The 21,927-nt window shown below is 43.5% G+C and carries 20 protein-coding genes and 1 pseudogene; 12 read left to right on the plus strand and 9 right to left on the minus strand.

Annotated features, from left to right (window positions below):
- Positions 1–10: 10 nt before the first annotated feature.
- On the minus strand, positions 11–595 hold the full coding sequence (locus BLP92_RS15750) for a DUF2812 domain-containing protein (protein WP_090843918.1): 585 nt from the start codon (positions 593–595) through the stop codon (positions 11–13).
- Positions 576–920, minus strand: coding sequence for a PadR family transcriptional regulator (locus BLP92_RS15755; RefSeq protein ID WP_090843919.1), 345 nt, complete (start codon positions 918–920; stop codon positions 576–578). The genes BLP92_RS15750 and BLP92_RS15755 overlap by 20 nt, the downstream gene beginning before the upstream one ends.
- 344 nt (positions 921–1,264) lie before the next feature.
- Between BLP92_RS15755 and BLP92_RS15760 the strand changes: the two genes are divergently transcribed.
- From BLP92_RS15760 to BLP92_RS15800, 9 genes and pseudogenes are all read left to right on the plus strand, one after another.
- Positions 1,265–1,837, plus strand: coding sequence for a TetR/AcrR family transcriptional regulator (locus BLP92_RS15760; protein WP_090843920.1), 573 nt, complete (start codon positions 1,265–1,267; stop codon positions 1,835–1,837).
- 28 nt (positions 1,838–1,865) lie between these two features.
- Positions 1,866–2,777 carry a cation diffusion facilitator family transporter gene (locus tag BLP92_RS15765; RefSeq protein ID WP_090843921.1) on the plus strand — a complete coding sequence of 304 codons (912 nt, stop codon included), beginning with the start codon at positions 1,866–1,868 and terminating at the stop codon, positions 2,775–2,777.
- Positions 2,778–2,924: 147 nt separating this feature from the next.
- Positions 2,925–4,712 (plus strand): flagellar filament capping protein FliD, encoded by a 1,788-nt coding sequence (fliD, locus tag BLP92_RS15770; RefSeq protein WP_090843922.1) that lies wholly within the window; start codon positions 2,925–2,927, stop codon positions 4,710–4,712.
- A gap of 67 nt (positions 4,713–4,779) precedes the next feature.
- Positions 4,780–5,136, plus strand: coding sequence for a flagellar protein FliT (gene fliT / locus BLP92_RS15775; protein ID WP_090843923.1), 357 nt, complete (start codon positions 4,780–4,782; stop codon positions 5,134–5,136).
- Positions 5,137–5,214: 78 nt separating this feature from the next.
- Positions 5,215–5,598, plus strand: a complete 384-nt coding sequence (locus tag BLP92_RS15780) for a flagellar protein FlaG (RefSeq protein ID WP_090843924.1) — start codon at positions 5,215–5,217, stop codon at positions 5,596–5,598.
- 890 nt (positions 5,599–6,488) lie between these two features.
- Positions 6,489–6,875, plus strand: a pseudogene (fliS, locus tag BLP92_RS15785) (flagellar export chaperone FliS); the annotation flags it as partial.
- A 276-nt stretch (positions 6,876–7,151) separates the two neighbouring features.
- Entirely contained in the window at positions 7,152–7,550 is a 399-nt protein-coding gene (locus BLP92_RS15790; RefSeq protein ID WP_090843926.1) for a DUF8042 domain-containing protein, read from the plus strand.
- On the plus strand, positions 7,537–8,502 hold the full coding sequence (locus BLP92_RS15795) for an alpha/beta fold hydrolase (protein ID WP_090843927.1): 966 nt from the start codon (positions 7,537–7,539) through the stop codon (positions 8,500–8,502). Before BLP92_RS15790 ends, BLP92_RS15795 begins: the two co-directional genes overlap by 14 nt.
- Positions 8,503–8,628: 126 nt before the next feature.
- Positions 8,629–8,946, plus strand: a complete 318-nt coding sequence (locus BLP92_RS15800) for a DUF3243 family protein (protein ID WP_090843928.1) — start codon at positions 8,629–8,631, stop codon at positions 8,944–8,946.
- Positions 8,947–8,995: 49 nt separating this feature from the next.
- Here BLP92_RS15800 and BLP92_RS15805 read toward each other — a convergent pair whose 3' ends face one another.
- Positions 8,996–10,768, minus strand: a complete 1,773-nt coding sequence (locus BLP92_RS15805) for an alpha-glycosidase (RefSeq protein ID WP_090843929.1) — start codon at positions 10,766–10,768, stop codon at positions 8,996–8,998.
- Between the two features lie 198 nt (positions 10,769–10,966).
- On the opposite strand from BLP92_RS15805, the gene manA reads away from it, so the two are divergent.
- A complete protein-coding gene (gene manA, locus BLP92_RS15810; protein WP_090843930.1) occupies positions 10,967–11,926 on the plus strand; it encodes a mannose-6-phosphate isomerase, class I in 960 nt (319 codons plus the stop codon).
- A 124-nt stretch (positions 11,927–12,050) separates the two neighbouring features.
- Here the strand turns inward: manA and BLP92_RS15815 are convergent, their stop codons facing one another.
- From BLP92_RS15815 to BLP92_RS15835, 5 genes are all read right to left on the minus strand, one after another.
- On the minus strand, positions 12,051–13,328 hold the full coding sequence (locus BLP92_RS15815) for an L-lactate MFS transporter (RefSeq protein WP_090843931.1): 1,278 nt from the start codon (positions 13,326–13,328) through the stop codon (positions 12,051–12,053).
- A gap of 117 nt (positions 13,329–13,445) precedes the next feature.
- The gene (locus tag BLP92_RS15820) at positions 13,446–13,937 is read right to left on the minus strand and encodes a helical membrane plugin domain-containing protein (protein ID WP_090843932.1); all 492 of its coding nucleotides are present in this window, start codon (positions 13,935–13,937) and stop codon (positions 13,446–13,448) included.
- Positions 13,930–16,887 (minus strand): formate dehydrogenase subunit alpha, encoded by a 2,958-nt coding sequence (gene fdhF, locus BLP92_RS15825; protein WP_090843965.1) that lies wholly within the window; start codon positions 16,885–16,887, stop codon positions 13,930–13,932. The genes BLP92_RS15820 and fdhF overlap by 8 nt, the downstream gene beginning before the upstream one ends.
- Positions 16,888–17,232: 345 nt before the next feature.
- Complete coding sequence (locus BLP92_RS15830; protein WP_090843933.1) at positions 17,233–17,475, minus strand: hypothetical protein; 243 nt, start codon at positions 17,473–17,475, stop codon at positions 17,233–17,235.
- 14 nt (positions 17,476–17,489) lie between these two features.
- Entirely contained in the window at positions 17,490–17,897 is a 408-nt protein-coding gene (locus tag BLP92_RS15835) for a single-stranded DNA-binding protein (protein ID WP_090843934.1), read from the minus strand.
- Between the two features lie 363 nt (positions 17,898–18,260).
- Between BLP92_RS15835 and BLP92_RS15840 the strand changes: the two genes are divergently transcribed.
- Together BLP92_RS15840 and hpf are read left to right on the plus strand one after the other, a co-directional pair.
- Positions 18,261–18,458, plus strand: coding sequence for a cold-shock protein (locus tag BLP92_RS15840; protein WP_090843966.1), 198 nt, complete (start codon positions 18,261–18,263; stop codon positions 18,456–18,458).
- A 212-nt stretch (positions 18,459–18,670) separates the two neighbouring features.
- Positions 18,671–19,219 (plus strand): ribosome hibernation-promoting factor, HPF/YfiA family, encoded by a 549-nt coding sequence (hpf, locus tag BLP92_RS15845; RefSeq protein ID WP_090843935.1) that lies wholly within the window; start codon positions 18,671–18,673, stop codon positions 19,217–19,219.
- A 658-nt stretch (positions 19,220–19,877) separates the two neighbouring features.
- On the opposite strand, the gene ptsG is transcribed toward hpf, so the two are convergent.
- Positions 19,878–21,917, minus strand: a complete 2,040-nt coding sequence (ptsG, locus tag BLP92_RS15850) for a glucose-specific PTS transporter subunit IIBC (RefSeq protein WP_090843936.1) — start codon at positions 21,915–21,917, stop codon at positions 19,878–19,880.
- Between the last annotated feature and the right edge of the window lie 10 nt (positions 21,918–21,927).

Here is a 21,927-nt window from a genome sequence, read left to right on the forward strand (position 1 = left end):
GCAGTTCATTTTAAAATATCATCAGGAGAATACTGCCAATTAAAGCAGTAATAATAAGAAAATGGACTGCTTTTAAAAGGGTTTTCCTAAATACAGAATTTTCTCCGAACTGGTAAGAGAGGTAAAAGCCTATCAGCGGATAAGCAGTAAATACAAAAGGAACTACAAAAAAGATACTTAAAATCCCGGTTATCCAGCTTGTGTACTGATTCAATAAGAACAAACTGAGCAGGAAGGGTACAGTGGTAAACACTGTATACTTTGCATAAGATTTCATTTGAGAAAGGTAAAATTCTTTCTGGGTGTCCGGGTCAGAATAAATCGGAGTCGTTCCCGCCGGAGCCCGGAAAATATATAAAGAGCCCTGGGAAGCAGCCAGCTCCCATCCTGCTGCCTCGAACATCTCAAAATATTCTGCCTCCGGATTGTCCCGGAAATCAATTTTATAGGTGAAATCTGCGGGCTCTCCTTTTTCAAAGAGATAATTGAGTCCACGGAACCCGCTTAAATGATTTCCGTTCTGCGATTCCTCACGCAGCATTTCCATATCGTCAGACTCACCAAAAGCTAAACCGCTACTCCATTTTTTCTTCATTGATATTTCCCTCCAGTGCAATTTTTCCGTGCTGTACCATCATTTCCCGGCGCACCACTTCTTTTTGCAGGACTGTTTTCCCATAATTTGAAATAAGATAGACTTTTTTATTGTTTTCCTCCAGTTTCTCTACGATCAGTTCTTTTGTTTTCAGCTTTTTCAGCGTGGTGTACATAGAAGCCGGACCAATTTTCAGCGTTCCATTAGTCATCTTTTCAATCGCCTGCATAATTGCGTACCCATGCATCGGCTGCAGCAGTGTGATTAAAATATAATACATTGTATCAGTGAGCTCTCCCTGCTTCAGGGATTCGTTTCTTGCCAATTACTTCACCTCCATATATCGTTTAATGATATATCTGTTAATAATATATCATTAAACGATATAATGATCAAGTATTTATCTTATGTTTCTGGATTGATTTAGCCGCATCAGCTTATAATTCCTGCTTAGGAAAGGCAGGTTTCTGTTGGGAATTGAAGGAGAACCTTAAATCGGTAAAATTATCTATTTATGAAATTCTTTCTTCTGTAAACTCACAGACTGATGCATCTAAATCTAATATAAAAATACCAGCGGATTAAAAGCTGGTTTCTTGCGTAGAAAAAGAGGGCATGTTAAGATAAAATTATAAATGACTGACAGTCAGTCAAAAGCAGGAGGGCGAAATGAGAGAAGAAAAACAGAGGAAAATTGTGGATGCAGCGATGGAAGTTATTGAAGAACACGGATTTGAAAAAGCATCTGTTTCTCAGTTTGTGAAAAGGGCAGGAGTCGCGCAGGGGACTTTCTATTTATACTTCTCCTCCAAAAATGAAATTGTTCCTGCGATCGCAGAAAGAATCTTGACAGAGCAGCTGAAAAGGGTGCAGGAGAGAGCAGGGGAAAGCCCTTCCCGCAAAGAGCTCCTGCACGCGCTGATTGATATTACATTTGATATTACAGAAGAATACAAATCGCTGATCAGCTTCTGCTACGCAGGGATTGCGCTGTATTATTCTTTCGAACGATGGGAAGAAATCTACCGTCCGTATTACAGCTGGCTGGAGGAACAATTTGAACATCTGCGCAGCGATAAAAAAATAGCGGGAAATGTAGCGCTGGCATATCAGGTAAATTATACGGTCGGCTTAATTGAACACGGTGCAGAATCTTATTATTTATCCCATACCGCTGCTGGGGACAGGAAAGAAATGAAGAAGCAGCTTTATAAATTTACAAAACAGGCACTTTATGCTTAATGAACATTAAAAATTTTGAGGTGGAATAATGAACGGCGTATCAGAAAAAAGAATTCTTTGGATGTCTGTAATTGCAGCCATCCTTTTTTCGGTGGCAGGAGTAACGCTGGGACTTCTGTTCGATTCTCAGATGATATTATTCGATGGCTTATATTCGTTTATCAGTGTAGGGCTTTCTTATATTTCTCTGGCAGCATTAAAATTTATGAATCAATCTGATTGGGAAAAATACCCTTTCGGGAAGGATATGTTAGAACCGATTGTTATCCTTGTAAAATATACGGTCATTCTTCTGCTTGTCACAGGTTCCATCCTCGCAGCTGCAGTCTCGCTGTTTCAGGGCGGCAGGGATTTCCAGGTAGGCCCCGCCTTTTTATACGCAGCTGTATCTATGGCTGCTTGTCTTGGAGTGTACGTATATCTACGAAAGAAAAGTCACACGGGAAGCTCCTTGGTAAGGGCCGAAGCAAACCAGTGGATGATGGATTCGCTTGTGAGTGTAGGAGTATTTATTGGCTTTCTCGGTGCACTCGTATTGCAGCGCTTCGGCTATCAGGGCATCGTGCCTTATATAGATCCGGTCATGGTAATGCTTGTATCTCTCTATTTTCTGAAGTTTCCTTTAAAAGAGATGAAAAACGCCTGGAAGGAAGTACTGGAAATGGCGCCGGAAGATAATGTGCGGGAAAGAGTGCAGGAAAAAGTTGCAGAAATTGAGAAGCAGCACAAAATTGAAGAAAGCTTTATTAGAATCTCCCGCGTAGGGAGGACCATCTGGGTGGAAATCGATTTAGTGGCCGGCAGTGATCCTTCTCTGGAATCTTTAAGTGTCCAGGATAATGTAAGAGAAAAAATTGCAGAAGTGCTGGAAGGGACAGCTCCGAAAAAGTGGCTGACTGTTTGTTTTATGAAAGACAGGCGCTGGGCGGTAGAGGAATAGGAAAGAAGTGCGATGCTTGTATGTCTTAAGCCCTGTTTTCGGGAAAAATCCTTCAATCAGGAAGTGTAATAACCGATATGATAAATAGCATAATATATCGGGTAATTTACAGTTCCATACAACAGAATAGTCAGAGGAGTGAAAGACATGCGGCTTAGCGGATTTGCTACCGGAATGGATATCAATCAGATGGTGAAGGATTTAATGCAGGCGGAAAAAATGCCTTTAAAAAAATTAGAGCAGAATAAAACATCTACACAGTGGAAGATTGATCAATACAGAGAAATTAATGTGAAGATGGATAAATTCAGAAACAATACGTTTGATAATGTCATGCGACGTGCCAATATGATGATGAATACGGTAGTGAGTTCCAACGCATCGCTTGTCACTGCGACAGGAAATGCATCTACGTTAGAAGGAACGCTGCGTTTAACAGAAGTGAAAAAACTGGCTTCCGCAGCTTCAAATGCGAGCAGTGCTCCGGTAGCTGATAAATTAAATGTGACCGGAAAACTTTCTGAACAGAATTTTAAAGCAGCGGAAGGGGAAATGTGGAAAACAGGAACGGTAAACAGGCAGACGGTGACCGTACAGCAGTCACAATCTACCATTGATTTGAACGTGGAGCTCGGAAATCCTGATTCCACAGTCGTGCGGGTCAATGGGGTTTCTTATAAGGTAGTAGAAGAAATGCCGGAAGGCGGACTAACTGCAACACAGGTAATGCTTGATGCGGATTCCAAACAGCTTGTATTCGGCTCTGCTTTAGCCCGGAATGCTAAGGTGGAAGTTGTGACGGCAATTGAAGGAGAAGGAACGGATAAATTCTCCATGAATTCTATTACTACTTTTAATAAAGACGGCCAGGAAGTAAAGGAAAACTTTATTGTTACCGGTAATCAGACTATGAATGAAGTTATGTCTATGCTGAACCGTTCAAAAGCAGGCGTCAGCACTTTTTATGATACAGGAACGGACCGTGTCTCCATCGTACGGAACGATACTGGAATTTTTGCTCCGGAAGGCAGTGAAATGCGTTTTTCCGGCTCCTTTTTCGAACAGGGACTAAAGCTGAGCGATACGAATGAAATTGCCGCACAAAATGCAACGTTTACGATTAACGGTTTGGAAACAACGAGGCGTTCCAATACTTTTTCGGTCAACGGCATGAACATTACGCTGCATGAAACTTTTGCAAACCGGGAAGTGAATTTAAACGTTAAGCGGGATACAGATAAAATTGTAGAAACGATTATGTCTTTTGTAAATGAATATAATGAACTTCTCGAACTGGTGAATGGTAAAACAAGCCAGGAATTTTTCCGGGATTATCCACCGCTGACAGAAGAAGAACGGCGTGAGTTATCAGAGCGGGAAGCAGAACTCTGGGATGAAAAAGCAATGAGCGGCCTGCTCCGCAATGATTCCATGCTGAGAAACGGCATGAATAATTTCCGCCAGCAGATGTACGGCCAGGTAACAGGCGGGATTGATACGCAAATACGGCAGCTTGCCCAGATAGGAATTACCACTACGTCCAATTTCCGTGACGGCGGAAAGCTGGAAGTAAATGAAGATCGTCTTCGTGCAGCTATCGAAAGCGATGCAGAGGGTGTCTATCAGCTGTTCGCGGCAGATGGTCCCACCCAGGCAGAGCAGGGAATTGCCAGAAGAGTCCGGACGAGTGCGAATACAATGATTGAAGCGATTGCGCAGAGAGCCGGAGGAATGCGGGGACGAACGGTGAACCAGCAGTTTACGCTCGGCCGGGAAATGAACAATATCGAAGACCGGATGACGAATTTTGAGCGGCGGATGAAGCAGGTGGAGCAGCGCTACTGGACACAGTTTACTGCGATGGAAAAAGCGGTATCCCGGGCAAATTCCCAGGGAGAAGCACTTTTTGCACAAATGTACGGAGGCATGCAGTAACACTTTCGGTGCTTTTCGACGGAAATCAGCTTGTTAATGAATTTTTGCTTGGGCAGGGGGAAGAAAATTGACGAACTTAAGAGAACTGTATGCTTCAACTCGCGCTCTTTACGATCATCTGCTGGAAGATTTCCCTAAAGAAGATGAAAAAAGAGACAATTATATTGAAAAGGTAAATCAACTTCTTGATCAACGGGAACAGCTTATGACATCTCTTCAGCCGCCCTCTACATCCGGTGAAAAAAAAGTAGCACAGGAGATTTTCCGGTTAAATAAAGAGATTCAGGAAAAATTAAAAACAAATCAGCAGCGGATCCAGACAGACATAAATCAGCTTAATCAGAAAAAGAACACTGGCCGCCGTTATGAAAATCCATACGATGGTCCCACTCCAGATGGTGTCTTTTTCGATTCAAAAAAATAAATTTTAGAATTGAGTGTAAAATTGTGACTTTCGTCCGATATAAGGGATGTGGTACTTCAATTACGAGGAGTTGATCACATGGAAGTGCAATCAATGCGCTCGGGACAGGAACTGCCGCCGTTGAAAAAAACGGAAGCAGCACCTGTTCAGCTGCGACAGGCTTCAATACCACAAGGAAGTGCAGACAAAGGCTCCCGGGAGGATGTAACACATTCTCTGGAGCGGAGCAAGGAGTGGTCGCAGGACGATCTCGACCGGGGCATAGAAGCAATGAATGATCTTTCTGTTTTCAGAGAGAGATCCCTTGCCTTTGAGCATCATGAAAAGCTCAATCGGACAATGGTAAAAATCATTGATCGGGAAACGGAAGAAGTTGTCCGGGAAATCCCTCCAGAAAAGTTTCTGGATATGATCTCCTCCATGCTCGAATTCGCCGGTATTATTATCGACGAAAAAGTTTAAGGAAAACACAAACAGCGGAAAGCCGGCAATGCTGGTTCTTTCCGCTTTTGTGTTTTTTTATTGATTTGGAGGAGATAGTTCAGGATAGCGTGGTGACATGTCAGTATAGAGGATTTATGTGTCATTATAGAGGGTTTGCATGTTAGTATAGCCGGTTTGTATTAAAGCATAGCGGCATCGGAGTAAAGCATAGCGGATTTGGAGTAAAATAAGGTGCGTGACAGTAAAATAAGCGGGCACGGACGTAAATTAGCTTCTTTATTTTAAGTTTCTCTATCGGGGAACGGTTTTAAATGAAGAAGGTAATATGCTTTTATGGCTTTTGAGTCCGAATCAGTACAGGATAGCGTGGTGACATGTCAGTATAGAGGGTTTGCATGTTAATATAGCCGGTTTGGATTAAAGCATAGCGGCATCGGAGTAAAGCATAGCGGATTTGGAGTAAAATAAGGTGCGTGACAGTAATATAAACGGGCACGGACGTAAATTAACTTCTTTATTTTAAGTTTCTCTATCAGGAAACGGTTTTAAATGAAGAAGGTAATATGCTTTTACGACTTGCGCTCTCGGGTCAGTAAAGTATAGCGTGGTGACATGTCATTATAGAGGGTTCGCATGTTAGTATAGCCGGTTTGGATTAAAGCATAGCGGCATCGGAGTAAAGCATAGCGGATTTGGAGTAAAATAGGGTGCGTGACAGTAAAATAAGCTCCCCTCTTTCCCGGAACAATGAGCGGCTTCCCTTCATTTTGGAAAAGAATTTCTAGCATACACCTAAAACTTTCGACCTGTGTGCCGATATAAGGGACAGGTTGAAAATAACTGCTCGGCAGAAGAGTCTATGTGTTATGTGCCGAAGATTTTAATGATAGAAAGGGTGTCCATGTAGCATGGCTGCAAACAATCCATACGCAACATACAAGCAGAATTCATTTGAGACAAAGTCCGCAGGGGAATTAACGTTAATGCTTTATGAAGGCTGCCTAAAGTTTATAAAGCGGGCAGAAAAGGCAATAGATGACAATCAGATGGAAGAAAAGAATACGAATCTTATTAAAGCGCAGAATATTGTACGTGAGCTGATGGTTACTTTGGATATGAAAGTGGCAGTTAGTAAAGACATGCTGCCGATGTATGATTATATTTTAAATCAGCTGATTGAAGCAAATATGAAAAACGATAAAGAAGCACTTCAGAATGCTGCACAGTTTGTGGCAGATTTCCGAGATACGTGGAAGGAAGTTATTAAAGCAGACAGGCAGTCCCGTCACGGGCAGAAAGCCGCCCCAGCTGAGCCGGCAGCAGCACCGTCTGAACCGGCCGCAGCTCCTTCGAAACAAGATGCTACCGTTAATCCGTATGCCAAGGCGCGGATGCAGAATCCATATGCAGCAAATGCATCAAATCCTTATGCAAAAGCGAAGCAGGCAGCCGCCGCTGCTGCGGCAAAAGGGTAACACGCAGAAAACGTCCTTTGGGGCGTTTTTTTGTTGATGCTGGAGTAGGTGGTATATCTAATGATATGATGAAAAAAAGGTATATGGGGTGATAAATTGAAGGGAATTACAGAAAAACAGCGTATATTTTTAACGCAGTATGCAGGATTGCTGCAGGAAATAGATGATGCTGCGCAGTATGCAGGGGAGTGTTATATCCAGGGGGACGAAGACATTGCAGACAGGCTGCTTGCTTCTGTAAGTACCGGGCTTATCCCTTATAATCCGGAAAATATGACCCTCACCTCTATTTTCATAGAGGATAAAGAAGCGATGGATCAGCTCCAGCATCATTACAGCGCCGTTCTGACAGCAACACAGCTGACAGAAGAATTCACATCTACAAAAGAAAAAATGCAATTTTTACACGAAACTTTTATTCCGGCACTGCACCAGTGGCATTTAACTGTGCAAAAATACAATCCAAACGGAGGAAACCAATATGCCCCTCATTGATCTGCCTTTAGATAAACTATATACATATAATGGAAGGATGGCTAAGCCCAATGACTTTGATGCTTATTGGGACAGAGCCCTGCAGGAACTTCAAGATACACATTCAGAAGTGGAAATTTCAAAAAGCAGCTTTCAGACATCGTTTGCGGACTGCTATGATTTATACTTTACGGGAGTAAAAGGGGCGCGTATTTATGCTAAGTATGTGCAGCCGCATCATCCTCCCGAAGGAAAAGATACGTTTCCAGCGGTGCTTGAATTTCATGGATACAGTATGAATTCCGGAGACTGGACTTCAAAGCTTGCTTACGCAGCTGCAGGATATGCTGTATTTTCTATGGATGTGCGCGGCCAGGGAGGGAAATCGGAGGATCCCGGCGGCGTTCAGGGGAATACACTGGAAGGCCATATTATCCGTGGGGCTGCAGAAGGAGAAGATTCGCTGTTTTTCCGCAATGTGTATCTGGATACAGTACAGCTGGCGAGAATCGTCATGAAGATGAAAGAGATTGATGAAACAGACGTCTCTGTAACTGGGTGGTCACAGGGGGGAGGGCTGACGCTTGCCTGTGCAGCTCTGGAACCGCGTGTGAAAAAAGCAGCAGCGGTGTACCCGTTTTTAAGTGACTATCTGCGCGTATGGGAAATGGATCTGGCAGTAGATGCATACAAAGAAATGCGCACACATTTCCGAAGACACGATCCGACCCATGAGAGAAAAGAAGAATTTTTTGCGAGGCTGAATTATATCGATATCAGGCATTTAATGCCCCGGATAAAGGGAGAAATTATGATGGGGACAGGATTAATGGATACCGTCTGCCCTCCTTCCACGCAGTTTGCGGCCTACAATAACATCACTTCCAAAAAAGAAGTTGTTATTTATCCGGACTTTGCCCATGAAAATCTGCCCGGGATGCATGATCGCATATGGTCATTTCTCACCAAGTAACTCTAGGGAATTAGAAGTGTTTATGCAATTTTCTGACAAGAATGCTTTGTTTAGGTTTACCATCATCTGTTAAGTGATATAGAGACGTGTAGCGTAATTAAATATATCAACAGGAGGTTTTAAGTAATGGTAGATCCAAAAAAACAAGCGGAAGAAAAACTGGAAGATACTTCAGAAGATCGCAAACAGGAGATTCTTGACAGCTTCCAAGGATTCCTTGATTATTTGAATAAGCAAGTAAATCGCGGTGAAAAGCTGGGTCTTGGTGAAGAGCAGCTTGCAAAAGGTGCGGAAAGAGTAGCTGAGCATTTGAAAAACCATGAAGAGCCTCAAAATTCGGAAGAAAAGCTTTTACAGGAACTCTGGAAAGTAGCAGAAGACGAAGAAAAGCGCCATATTGCACGTGCGCTGGTACGTTTGGCACAGCAGGAAGGCAACGCATAAATGAATTAAAAGTAAGACCGGCCGTTTTTTCTGCCGGTCTTTATTTATGTTATTTTGTTTTTAAAATCACCGCTTCCAATGGTGCGAGATCGATATGCAGCCTCCCGTTTTCCAGAATTTGTTCCTGATCATCTGCCAAATTATAAAAAGTGCCTGTACCAAGGTCGGAAAGAGTAACTGTCTGCCTGTTCTCCGCACTGTTCATCACAATGATAAACCGATGCAGCTCGTCACTTCTTTCGTACGCGACATACTTTTTTCCTTTCTCTGCAGAAAGCACCCGGAAAGTTCCATCGCGAAGTGCCCGGTGATTTTTACGAAGTGAAATTAAATTTTTATAAAAATGAAACAGCTCTTTATCCTGATATTCTTCTTCCCAGATCATGGGTTTCCGGCATCCGGGATCCTCTCCGCCATCCATGCCTATTTCATCGCCATAATAAATGCAGGGAGTTCCTGTATAAGTGAGCTGAAACAGTGCAGCAAGCTTCATCCGTTTTTTATTTCCACCGGCGATCGTAAGTAAACGCGGAGTATCGTGGGAATCCAGTAAATTAAACGCAGCTTCGTTTGCCTGGCGCGGATAGGAAACCAGCACTGTATCAAGCCGTCCCATAAAAGTTTGAGCATCAATTTCTTCTTTCACGAAAAAATCAAGGATACTGTTGGTGACAGGATAGTTCATTACAGCATCAAACTGATCTCCTTCCAGCCAAGCAAGAGAATTATGCCATATCTCTCCAAGAATATAAGCATCGGGATTGGCTGCTTTTACGGTATCCCGGAAATCTCTCCAAAAGCGATGATCCACCTCATTTGCAACATCGAGCCGCCATCCGTCCACTCCGACATCTTCAACCCAGTAGCGTGCTACCTCCAATAAGTATGCTTTTACTTCCGGATGCTCAGTATCGAGTTTTGGCATGGAAGCAACAAAGCCAAAAGCATCGTAGTTTAGAGGACTTGCGGTCAAAGGAAAACCTCTTGTATGAAACCAGTCTTTAAAGCGCGAGTTCTCTCCATGTTTCAGGGCATCCTGGAAAGGGGGGAAGTAATAGCCGCAGTGGTTGAACACTGCGTCGAGCATTACCCGGATTCCGCGGCTGTGCGCTTCCTCTACAAGTTTTTTCGCCGTTTTGTTATCTCCAAACTGCGGATCGACTTTCAAATAATCAATCGTGTCGTATTTATGATTGGAATGTGCTTCAAAGATCGGAGTAAAATAAATGCAGTTCACTCCTAAGTCCTTCAGGTAATCGAGGTTATTAATTACTCCCTGCAGATCGCCTCCAAAAAAGTTGCTGCGGGTCGGAATCGCGTCCGCTGTCCAGGTTTCTACTTCCGGCGGGTTCAGCGACGCATCACCATTTGCAAATCTTTCCGGGAAAATTTGATAAAATACTGCATCCTTTACCCAGTCCGGCGGAGTATTTACATCAATGGTATTCAGAAAAGGAAATTCAAACATTCCGGATGGAGACCAGAGCATCCCCAGACCTCCGGAACTCAGTTCTCCTTCATTAAAACCGAGTTCATTCCAGAAAATGACCCTGTCCTCTTTTTCAAATTTAAAGGCATAAGCAAACCTGCGGAAGGGAGGCTTTACTTCTGCCTCATAGTAGTCAAAAAGAGCATCCTGTGCAAATACAGACATTTTCTTTGTCGTAATTGTTTCTTCATGAAAATCATATTTGTCTCCCCAAACAACAGATACGCGGTCCATGTCCCCGCGTTTGGTCCGTACCCGGATATGTAGTGTTTCTGCATCATAGGCATAGGCGTAGTGGGATTTCGGCTGATGATAGATAGCTTCTAATAACAATCAAACTGCCTCCTTGAGCCGGAAGGATTTGCAACCGGCCTTTCTAAGTATTATTATGAAATAGTGTAAAAAAATGTTTATACATATGCGCAATCGTTTGCGCAATTAGCACAAAAAAGTGCACAAAACTCATTTTCAAGTATAGCATCTGCCTGGAAGGGTGTCCATGCAGGAAATCATACGAGGGGGAAACATTTCGTGAATACAATCTTAAAACTAGCTCCTATTTTCAAGGAAAAAATATGGGGCGGAAAAAATCTGGCATCACAGTTTCATTATAATATTCCAAGTGATCAGACAGGGGAGTGCTGGGGAATTTCCGGGCATGAAAATGGGTCGAATAAGGTGGAAGATGGCCGCTGGAAAGGGAAAACGCTCAGAGAACTATGGAAGGGAGAGCCTCAGCTTTTCGGGTTGAGCAGCCAGGATGAATTTCCGCTTCTGGTAAAAATTATTGATGCACAGGACGACCTTTCAATTCAGGTGCATCCCGATGATGAATACGCAAAACAAAAAGAAGATTATGCGTATGGGAAAACAGAATGCTGGTATATTGTTTCGGCTGAACCTGGAGCAGAGCTTGTGCTGGGACACCATGCAGAGACGAAGGCAGAGCTGGAAGCATATGTAGAAAAAGAACAATGGAAAGAACTGTTCCGGACTGTGCCGGTCCAAGCAGGAGATTTTATTTATGTACCAAGCGGAACTGTTCATGCAATTGGTGCAGGAATTGTGCTGCTGGAAGTTCAGCAGAGTTCAGATATTACTTATCGGTTTTATGACTACGACCGTCCCGGACAAGATGGAAAAATGCGGGAGCTTCACATTGAAGATTCAATTGCCTGTACGATGGTGCCTCATGAAGATGCTGCTCCTCCGCGAAAAGAATGGGAAGAGGGCGATGGAAAAATTGAAGAATTAATTGATAATCCCTATTTTTCTGTGAAAAGCTGCCGTGTGAATGGCTCTATGCTGCTCCGCAAGCGTGCTCCGTATCAGCTGGTAACAGTGCTGGAGGGAGAGGGTGAAGCATTAGTGAATGAAGAAACGAGACACGTAGTGAAAGGAGACCATCTGCTGATTCCGGCTGATACGGCCAGTGTGAAATGGACAGGTGATCTGCACTTCATTGTTGCAGAGCCAGGAGAAGAAGCCTAGCTGTAAAACGTTGGCCTGCAAGTTCCTGATCCGCACTGCAACTGATATTTTAAAACTAAAGCAGCTCTTTCCCAAGTGGAAAGAGCTGCTTTTACTAATGTTATTTAATAACCCACAGCAGATTTTATGAATTCACAGCTGCGTTTTCTTCCTCTTCCTGCTGCGCTTTCTTTAAGCGGTTTATGTCCACCCGGATAATTAAAGAGGCCGCAAGAGCGACAACAAACATCCCGGCAAAAATGTAGAGGATTAATTCATAGCTCTGGGTTACTTCCCGCAGCCAGGAAACGAGAATCGGGCCAACGAGTCCTGCTGCTGCCCAGGCAGTTAAAATATACCCGTGAATTGCGCCAAGCTCTTTTGTTCCAAAAATATCTCCAATATAAGCAGGTACTGAAGCAAAACCTCCTCCATAACATGAGATAATAATGAACAGAATTGCCTGGAAAATTAAAGCGTGCGTCAGATTTGGAAGCAGGAAAAATGAAACTATTTGTATGACGAAAAATGCTGTGTATACATTCGGCCGTCCGATATAGTCAGATATGGAAGCCCAGGCGAGACGGCCTGCACCGTTAAAGAAGCCCATGATTCCCACCATTGTGGCTGCCCCGGCGGCAGTAAGTCCTGCAATTTCCTGTCCCATCGGTGAAGCTACTGATAAAATACCGATGCCGCAAGTCACGTTAATAAACAGCATCACCCATAAAAAATAGAAACGTCTTGTTTTAATTGCTTCATTTGCACGCAGATAGGAGATATCTCTTTTAGGTTTTTCTTCACCGCTCTCCTGCTTATCCCTCATTGCTTTCGGCATCCAGCCTTCCGGAGGCCTTTCGAGGTAAAGAGAGGAAGCAAGCATAATAACGAAATATATAATACCGAGTGTATAGAAGGTGCCTGCGATTCCTACTGCTTCGATCAGCTGCTGAATGACAGGACTTGCAATTAAAGATGCAAACCCAAAGCCCATAATTGCAAGGCCTGTAGCAAGTCCGCGTTTATCCGGAAACCATTTTACTAAAGAAGAAACCGGAGTTATGTATCCGACTCCTAAACCGATACCGCCAAGGGCACCATAAAAGAAATACAGCATATAAAGTGACTCCATTTGTATTGCAAATCCAGAGCCGATCATACCTATTCCAAATAAAACGGTAGATACAAGCCCAGAGGTGCGAGGTCCGTATTTTTCAACGAAGTGCCCCATGAATGCTGCGGAGAGCCCGAGAAATAAAATAGCAATACTAAAGGTAATGGAAATACCGGTAAGGCTCCATCCGAAAGCTTCGTTCATGGGATTTGAAAATACACTCCATGAGTAAACAGAACCGATGGAGATGTGGATACCTACTGCCGCTACAGCAATCAGCCAACGATTTTTCTTTGCTTCTTCTGCCATAATCAAGTGTCACTCCTCTATAAGAAAAATAGAGAGCTGTTCAGGCAGTGAGTGCTCGGAACAGCTCTCTGAATAACTAAAATCAAAGACAAACTCTTTTCCTTTAAAGCTGCAGACTTAGTTGCGTTCTTCCTCTTCTGTTGTCTGCCCCATACCTTCTAAAAACCGTACAAGAATAGTAAGGGAGCGGTTCACTTCAGGATCTTTTAATTTTTTCATTAATTCCACATAGCCTGTTTTCTTTTCCGGATCCGGGTTTTCCGCCACCCTGGCGACCCCGTTGTTTACTTTCAGCAGCAGCGGTTCAATCTGCTTCATATCGATAGTACCGAGCGTACCCATAAGAAGCAGGGCATTTCGCAGCGCGTTCGTATTTTCCTCTTTTGCCGCTTCCTGCACTACAACTTCCAGAACCTGATCCGCTTCTGAAAATAGTCCGTTTAAAAATCTTGTAACGCCGCTTTTTTCTAAATTTTTCATCATGTCGATCGTTCCAAGGACTGCCTCTTTATTATCAACCAGGGCATCCTGGATTTCCTCAAGAGCTTCTTTACGAATTTCTTCCTGTGTTTTTTTAATCGGCTCTATCGTTTTGATTGCTTTAGCCATTTGCTTCAGCCCCTTTTCGAACTACATCGCCAGGAAAGACGTAATCTTCACGCGCCCATTTCGCTTCCACGTTTACACCGATCTGCGGCTGAGGATTGCCGTAGCGGTGATTCGTCTGCGGCAGCGGGCTTTCTCCTTTCGCCTTCAAAATTTCCATTTTCGCAGAAACTTCTTTATAAGCAGGAGTATCTGTATCTTTATCAGCTTTACTGCTCGTAAGCTGGTTCACCGCAGCTTCTCCGGAATCATTCATTGGAAGGTAGATTTCTTTTCCTTTCACCCGGTCGGTAACAATACACGAAACTTTTACGGACCCATAGGGAGAAGTAAGGCGAACCTTGGTGCCGTCTTCGATGCCTCTCTCTTCAGCAAGCTCCGGGGAGACTTCTAAAAATACGCTTGGTGTTTTACTTGTAATTCCTTCTGCCTTATAAGTCATGTTTCCTTCATGGAAATGCTCAAGCAAACGACCATTGTTTACGTGCAGATCGTATTCGGCATCGTATTCAATCGGCTTGGTCCAGTCGACAGGGAAAAGACGTGCTTTTCCATCCGGGAAAGGGAATCCTTCTGTAAACAGTAACGGCGTATCAGAGCCATCTTTATTTACCGGCCACTGGAGGCTGTTGTAACCTTCCAGCAGGTCATAGGAAACACCTGCAAACAACGGTGTAAGGGAAGCTGCTTCTTTCATAATTTCGCTTGGATGGCTGTAATTCCAGTCTGCTCCGAAAGTGTTCGCGAGCTCCATAATTATCTGCCAGTCAGGCTTGGAATCTCCGAGTGGCTCCAGTGCCTGATACAGCCGCTGAAAACGGCGCTCTGTATTTGTAAAAGTGCCATCCTTCTCAAGACTTGGACTTGCAGGGAGAACCACATCAGCAAATTCTGCCGTTTTAGAAAGGAACACGTCCTGTACAACAAAGAAATCAAGTTTTTCGAAGGCTGCATGGACATAGTTGATATTGGAATCTACAATTCCCATATCTTCTCCTTTTAGGTACATTGATTTCAAGCTGCCTTCATGAATAGCGTCTACCATCTGGTGGTTGTTTAAGCCAATTTCAGAGGAAAGCTCTGTACCCCAGGCTTCTTCAAACTTTCTGCGAACTTCATCATCTGTTACATCCTGGTAGCCCGGATACTTATTCGGCATGCTGCCAAAATCACTCGCGCCCTGTACATTATTGTGGCCACGGAGCGGGTAGGTTCCTGCTCCCGGTTTCATATAGTTCCCGGTAATCAGCATCAGATTGGAAATTGCAGTACTGGTATCACTGCCGCCCAGGTGCTGCGTTACTCCCATCGCCCACAGACTGCAAACCGTTTCAGCAGAAGCAATCATTTCCGCCACTTTAATTAATTCATCTTTGGAAAGATGCGTATGTTCAGCTGCATAGTCCAGTGTGAACTTTTCAAGGCCGTGCAGATAATCCTGCAGCCCGTTTACATTCGATTCAATAAAAGCGGTGTCGTGAAGATCGTTATCGATAATATATTTGGAAACTGCGTTCAGCCATACCAGGTCTGAGCCGGATTTCGGCTGGATAAATACGTCGGCACGATCTGCCATTCCGTGTTTGCGGAGATCCGAAACAATTAACTTCTGGTTATGAAGCTTATGGGAGCTCTTTACTCTTGTTGCAAGCACTGGATGGGATTCATCTGTATTGGAACCGATAATCAGTACGAGATCCGCCTGCTGAATATCAGTGATGCTCCCTGAATCACCACCGTGTCCTACGGTCCGGAACAGCCCCTGTGTCGCTGGAGTCTGACAGTATCGGGAACAGTTATCTACGTTATTCGTCTGAAAAACGCTGCGGGCAAGCTTCTGCATTAAATAGGATTCTTCATTCGTCGTCTTGGAAGAACTGATAAAACTCAATGCATTGCTGCCGTGCTCTTGCTGGATTTCTTTCATCTTACTGGAAATCAGATCGTATGCTTCGCCCCATTCTGCCTGGCGGAATTTGTCACCCTCGCGAATAAGTGGTTTTGTCAGGCGCTCGCCGCTGTTCACATAATCCCATCCGAATTTCCCTTTCACGCAAGTGGAAATTCCATTTGCAGGAGCTTCCGCCTGCGGCTCTACCTTAAGTATTTCTCTTCCCTGGGTCCATACATCAAAGCTGCATCCTACACCGCAGTATGTGCAGACAGTTTTTGTTTTTTTAATTTTTGCATCACGCATAGAAGCTTCCATATCTGAAATAGCAAGAATAGAGCCATATCCTGTCTCTACATCTTTGGTGAGCTCAATCATCGGACGGAGTGTTTTCTGATCCATGCCCGTCATGTAGCCGGCTTTTCCTTCCATACTCTTTTCCATCATTGCATTACATGGGCAGACGGTGGAACAATGGCCGCATGACACACAGGAAGAATCATTAATCGCAACATCGTTATCCCAGATTACGCGGGGATTGGGACTATTCCAGTCAATGGAAAGAGTTTCCGTAACCTGCACATCCTGGCACGCCTCTACACAGCGGCCGCATAAAATACACTGATCAGGATCATATCTGTAATAAGGGTGAGACTCATCTTTCTTCGCTGGGGCAGGTTCAAAAGGGATGGATTGATGATTGATTTTCATGTCTTTTACAGTGTTATGCACTTCGCAGTTGCCGTTGTTGTAATCGCAGACAGTACAGTATAGTTCGTGGTTATGTAAGATTCTGTCCATCGCAATTACCTGTGCATCCTTTACATCCTGCAGTTTTGTTTCTACCTTTGTGCCCTGGGAAATTTTTGTGTCACAGGAACGTACGAGCTTTCCATCAACTTCCACAATACAGGTATCGCACGTTTTAATTGCTCCAAGGCTTTCGTGGTAGCAGATTTGGGGGACTTCGACTCCCGATTCATTTAAATGTTCGAGCACGGTCTGGTTCTCTCCAGCTTTTTTCAACTCGCCATTTACTTGAATACTCACTTCTTTTTGCATAATGCCACCCTTTCCTATTTTATTTTCAATATTGAAACTATTCAGTTTTAAGTAACTTATTTTAAGATACCCTAAATACTTCCCGTGAAAACGTTTTAGATGAAGTGATTTAATTTGGCTGATTTGAAAAAATACTGCTGTAACAAATTTTGGAAGGGAAGAAGGAGTTTTATTACAAGAGGGCAGTTCATAAAGCTTTCGTATCCATGTGCCGGCAAATAAATTATAAAACACTTAAAACACCGGGAGAATCGTTTCTGCCGGTGTTTCTTCTGCTTTGCTAAGCAGTTAAATAATTATCCATTTTATACGCTGCTGAAGGTTTGAAGGGCACTTCTATTTCTGCTACCTGTCTGTACCTTGATGAAGAATGGAACGAAGCAGCATATCATCTGAATTTATATTTTCCATATGATGAGAATCTACTGCTCCCTTAAATTCTGCAAGCGTTACATGGAGATGCTGGATGGCGTCCGCCTGATCATCAAGCTGCTCAGAAATGTCCTGCAGATTGTAATGCTTCAACAAAGTTTCTTCCAATTTGGCTACCCGGCGGAGTACAGCTTTGAGTAAATCTATTTCGCTCAAAGGTCAGCCCTCCTTTAAGAAACGAGATCGTCATCAGAAGGGAAATCTGTGATTTCCGGTCCGAGATCATCATCAAAGTCAGGAACTTCATCGTTGGAAACTTTGTTCAGTTTTAGGAAAGTAACGGTGTCTGCAATTACATCAGGAACGGTGATTTGCTTTTCTTCACTTATGATAAGCTGGCGCATCTGTATTCTTCCCTTTACAGAAAGCATTGAACCGGTACCGCAGTAATCGGCTACTCTGTCTGCAAGTTTATTCCAGCAGACAATCTGGATAAAATCGGTATCGTAGTTTCCTTTACTGTTGCGGAAAGATCTTCTGACGGCCAGTGTGAAGCGGGTTAGTGAGGAACCATTCTGTGTAGTGACGATGTGGGGATTTTTAGCAACGCGTCCAACAAAAATAAATTGATTTAACATGTTAGTTTAGCTCCCTTTTTTTGTGTAGTAGTGGATTGAAATGCTGCGATAATTACTGCGAAGGGTATGAATGTACGAATCTCCTTTCTAATTGAATATGTATAGTTCGGGATGAATCCCGTTTATACCCAAGTTAAGTGGATCATATTACAATAGAGTAAAATTATGGTATTTTTCACTTGCTAAAAATATAATAAACTAATAGATGAAAAGAAAAATGAGTCCAAAGAACTAAAATTTCAGCCTTGTTAGATTAAACGAAATTGTCTGATAAATTGATTGACTGTATTCGGGGTGGTTGGTATATTGAAAGGGCAGAACAGCTTTCCGCTGATTTTTTAATGAAGGGAATGAGTGATTCCTATGCAGGGAAAAGTAAAATGGTTCAATGCAGAAAAGGGATTCGGGTTTATTGAAGTTGAAGGAGCTGAAGACGTTTTTGTGCATTATTCTGCAATTGATGAAGAAGGATATAAGTCATTGGATGAAGGACAGGAAGTGGAATTTGAACTGGTAGAAGGTGCGAGAGGTCCGCAGGCATCCAATGTAACTAAAAAATAAATATTATGTTTCACCAGACGTCCCGTGCTGCTTATTTTCAGAAGGGGCGTCTTTTCCACCTTTTTAAACAACCCCACTTGAAAGGGGGATAGTTTTTTTCGGGAATCGGCACAGTATTTATAAAAGTTTTGTAAAGAAAATGAATGTTTAAGCAGGAGTTTTTGAAGGGAACGGAGAATACTGTTAGTATAACCGAAAGGAGTTGTTAGCTTATGAATTTTAATATTCGTGGCGAGAACCTTGAAATTACAGATGCGCTGAAGGATCACGTGGAAAAGAAGGTAGGAAAGCTGGAGAGATATTTCGATGCTGCACCATCTTCTGATGTACATGTGAAAATGAGCGTAATTAATAAAGAGCAGCGGGTGGAAATTACGATCCCAATGCCGAAACTCCTTCTCCGCGCGGAAGAAAAACACGCGGATATGTACGCAGCAGTCGATCTTGTTATCGAAAAGCTGGAGCGTCAAATCAGAAAGCATAAAACAAAGGTCAACCGCCGCTACCGCGGAGATGACAGTTTAAAGTACATGTTTAAAAATGAACTGGAACCACTGGCAGAGGAAGAGTTTCCTGATGAGGACTATGAGATTGTCCGCACAAAGCGTTTCGATCTGAAGCCTATGGATGCAGAAGAAGCAATCCTTCAGATGGATATGCTTGGTCACAGCTTTTTCGTATTTTCGAACTCCGTTAATGGAGATACAAATGTAGTATATAAGCGACGGGACGGACGGTACGGTCTGATTGAACCCGAATAACTTCAAAAAATAAGCTGTATTTTATATAAAGAACTGCTTTCCGCAGAATCAGCGGGGAGCAGTTCTTTTTTGTTCAGGAGGTTACTATTTTTATGGGTAACTTGCCAATTGATACAATAGGAGAGGTGACGGCAGGGGAGGTGCTTATTTGCTAATAACAGATACGCATCTGCTAATGACAGATAAATAAGGAAACTGCATGCTTAAAATCAGATTCCCTCCTTTTAGTAACAGATACGTACACTAATAACAGAATACCCCCTGATAAAAGCAGATAATACGTCATCGTGTACAGATAACTGCTGCTAATGACAGAATAAGAGGACCATATCCACCCATAAAAATCGTACTGAATTCATTAGAGCGGGGAGGCTGATCTCCCTCTTTACTCTCGTTTACATCGATTTACTAGTCGTGATTCTGGATTTACTCATTTTTAGCAGGGTGTTACTCTCACGTGGGCAATTTACTCCCGTGCTGCACTCCTTTACTAATTTTTAAGCAGGCAAGTTCCCTTTTATTTATTTTTACAGAGGGTTAATTCATTTTTCCCCAATTTCTTTCGCCGAATCACCAAACTTTCTTTTCAAAGAAACCCTCCGCTGCATCAAAAAAATCCACCCGGCTGTGAACCAGCGGGTGGATTTGTCGATTGTTACTATTGTACTCGAATGTGTCCAGTCTCTCCGCGCTTTACTTCGCCCGGCTTTTCAATTGTGACAGACTGAGAGTCATCAAGGTTGGTGAAGATGACAGGAGTGATTGCTGCTTTCGCTTCTTTCCGGATTTTTTCCAAATCAAATTCAATCAGCGTATCTCCAATGTTGACTGTATCTCCCTGCTCTACAAACGCAGTGAAGCCTTCCCCTTTTAAGTTCACGGTATCAATACCGATGTGGATTAAAATTTCTGTTCCGTCTGCAGACTCCAGACCGATTGCGTGCTTCGTGTGGAAGAGCTGTACCACTTTTCCATCGACAGGAGAAATGACTTTTCCTTCCGTCGGCTCAATTGCAAAGCCGTCTCCCATCATTTTCTGTGCAAACATATCGTCCGGTACTTCTTCGAGCGGCTTCAGTTCGCCTGTTAACGGCATAGAAAGAGTGAAGTTGCCTTCCACTGGTCCGTGTGCTTTTTCCGGCTCCGGATCAGCAGGTGTTGGTGTTTTACCGCTGATAATGTCTTCCATTTGACTCTTGATTGTTTCAGAACGAGGACCGAAAATTGCCTGAATGTTTTTGTCTACCTGCATCACGCCGGAAGCACCAAGGTTTTTCAGTTCATTCTTATCTACTTGGTCAACATCTTTTACAGTGATGCGGAGTCGTGTAATACAAGCGTCCAGGTGAGAAAGATTTTCTTTTCCTCCGAATGCTTTCAGTACGGAGAATGGAAGCTCTGTGTTTCCGCCTTTTTTCGCAGAAGAACCAGTTCCACCGTCTACGCCTTCGTTTTTCTCACGTCCAGGCGTCATCAGATTAAACTTTTTGATCATGAATGTGAACAGGACATAATAGATTACTGCGAAAACAAGACCAACGAGTATCACAAGCCACCAGGCTTCCTGGTTCGGTACGACACCGAAGAGCACAAAGTCAATCGCACCACCGGAGAAGGTGTACCCCATGTTGATATTCAGCCAGTATAATATGACGAAGGAGACCCCGTCTAAAAAGGCGTGAATTACAAACAGCAGTGGACTTAAGAATAAGAACGAGAATTCAATTGGCTCTGTAATACCTGTTAAGAAAGAAGTCAGTGCGGCAGAACCTAAAAGACCGCCGACAACCTTTTTATTTTCCGGACGTGCCTGGTGATACATTGCAAGTGCGGCAGCCGGGAGGCCAAACATCATAATCGGGAATTCCCCGGCCATAAAGTGACCAGCAGTAATTTCCGTCTGATCCTGCAGCTGTGCAAAGAATATGTTCAGGTCACCACGAACGACGTTGCCGGCTGCATTCGTGTAAGAACCGAATTCAAACCAGAACGGTGCGTGGAAAATGTGATGCAGTCCAAAAGGAATTAATAATCGTTTAATAAAACCAAAGAAAAATACCGCGACTGTCATCGCTTCTTCCATTAAAAACTGTGAAGCAGAGTTCATTCCTTCCTGAATTGGCGGCCAGATGAAGAACAGCGCGATACCAACAAAGAAAGAAGCAAATGCTGTAACGATTGGTACAAATCTTTTTCCTGCGAAGAATCCGAGGAAAGCAGGAAGTTCAATCGTATAGAAGCGGTTGTAAGCCCAGGCAGCGAGTGCACCGATGATAATACCACCGAATACGCCGGTCTGCAGGGTAGGGATTCCGAGCACAAGTGCTTCCGCTGGATTATCGGAAGCAATAACGCCATCTACCGTTAATCCGCCCATCACACCCATCGTAACGTTCATAATCAGGAAACCGACAAGTGCGGCAAGTGCAGCAACACCGGCTCCGTTTGCGAGTCCGACGGCGACCCCGAGGGCAAATATGAGTGCAAGATTATCAAAAACAATACCACCGGCGGATTCCATCATGTTGGCAAGACTGGCGAAGATGTCATTTTCTAAAAACGGCATCAGGCTGATCATATTCGGGTTGCGCATCGCGTTACCGAATGCCAGGAGTAAACCGGCAGCGGGCAGTATCGCTACAGGAAGCATCAAAGATTTACCGATGCGCTGCAGCTGTCCAAAAAAGCGTTTAAACACAGTAATTCCT

Origin of the sequence: Alkalicoccus daliensis (assembly GCF_900103955.1) — a bacterium.
In the GTDB taxonomy this organism is placed as follows: Bacteria; Bacillota; Bacilli; order Bacillales; family Salisediminibacteriaceae; genus Alkalicoccus; species Alkalicoccus daliensis.

Bases quoted from the DNA above. Each gene is read 5' to 3' on its own strand.
- BLP92_RS15750 (WP_090843918.1), bottom strand. From the start codon at position 595: ATGAAGAAAAAATGGAGTAGCGGTTTAGCTTTTGGTGAGTCTGACGAT.
- BLP92_RS15760 (WP_090843920.1), top strand. From the start codon at position 1,265: ATGAGAGAAGAAAAACAGAGGAAAATTGTGGATGCAGCGATGGAAGTT.
- BLP92_RS15765 (WP_090843921.1), top strand. From the start codon at position 1,866: ATGAACGGCGTATCAGAAAAAAGAATTCTTTGGATGTCTGTAATTGCA.
- fliD (WP_090843922.1), top strand. From the start codon at position 2,925: ATGCGGCTTAGCGGATTTGCTACCGGAATGGATATCAATCAGATGGTG.
- BLP92_RS15780 (WP_090843924.1), top strand. From the start codon at position 5,215: ATGGAAGTGCAATCAATGCGCTCGGGACAGGAACTGCCGCCGTTGAAA.
- BLP92_RS15795 (WP_090843927.1), top strand. From the start codon at position 7,537: ATGCCCCTCATTGATCTGCCTTTAGATAAACTATATACATATAATGGA.
- BLP92_RS15800 (WP_090843928.1), top strand. From the start codon at position 8,629: ATGGTAGATCCAAAAAAACAAGCGGAAGAAAAACTGGAAGATACTTCA.
- BLP92_RS15815 (WP_090843931.1), bottom strand. From the start codon at position 13,328: ATGGCAGAAGAAGCAAAGAAAAATCGTTGGCTGATTGCTGTAGCGGCA.
- BLP92_RS15820 (WP_090843932.1), bottom strand. From the start codon at position 13,937: ATGGCTAAAGCAATCAAAACGATAGAGCCGATTAAAAAAACACAGGAA.
- fdhF (WP_090843965.1), bottom strand. From the start codon at position 16,887: ATGCAAAAAGAAGTGAGTATTCAAGTAAATGGCGAGTTGAAAAAAGCT.
- BLP92_RS15835 (WP_090843934.1), bottom strand. From the start codon at position 17,897: ATGTTAAATCAATTTATTTTTGTTGGACGCGTTGCTAAAAATCCCCAC.
- BLP92_RS15840 (WP_090843966.1), top strand. From the start codon at position 18,261: ATGCAGGGAAAAGTAAAATGGTTCAATGCAGAAAAGGGATTCGGGTTT.
- hpf (WP_090843935.1), top strand. From the start codon at position 18,671: ATGAATTTTAATATTCGTGGCGAGAACCTTGAAATTACAGATGCGCTG.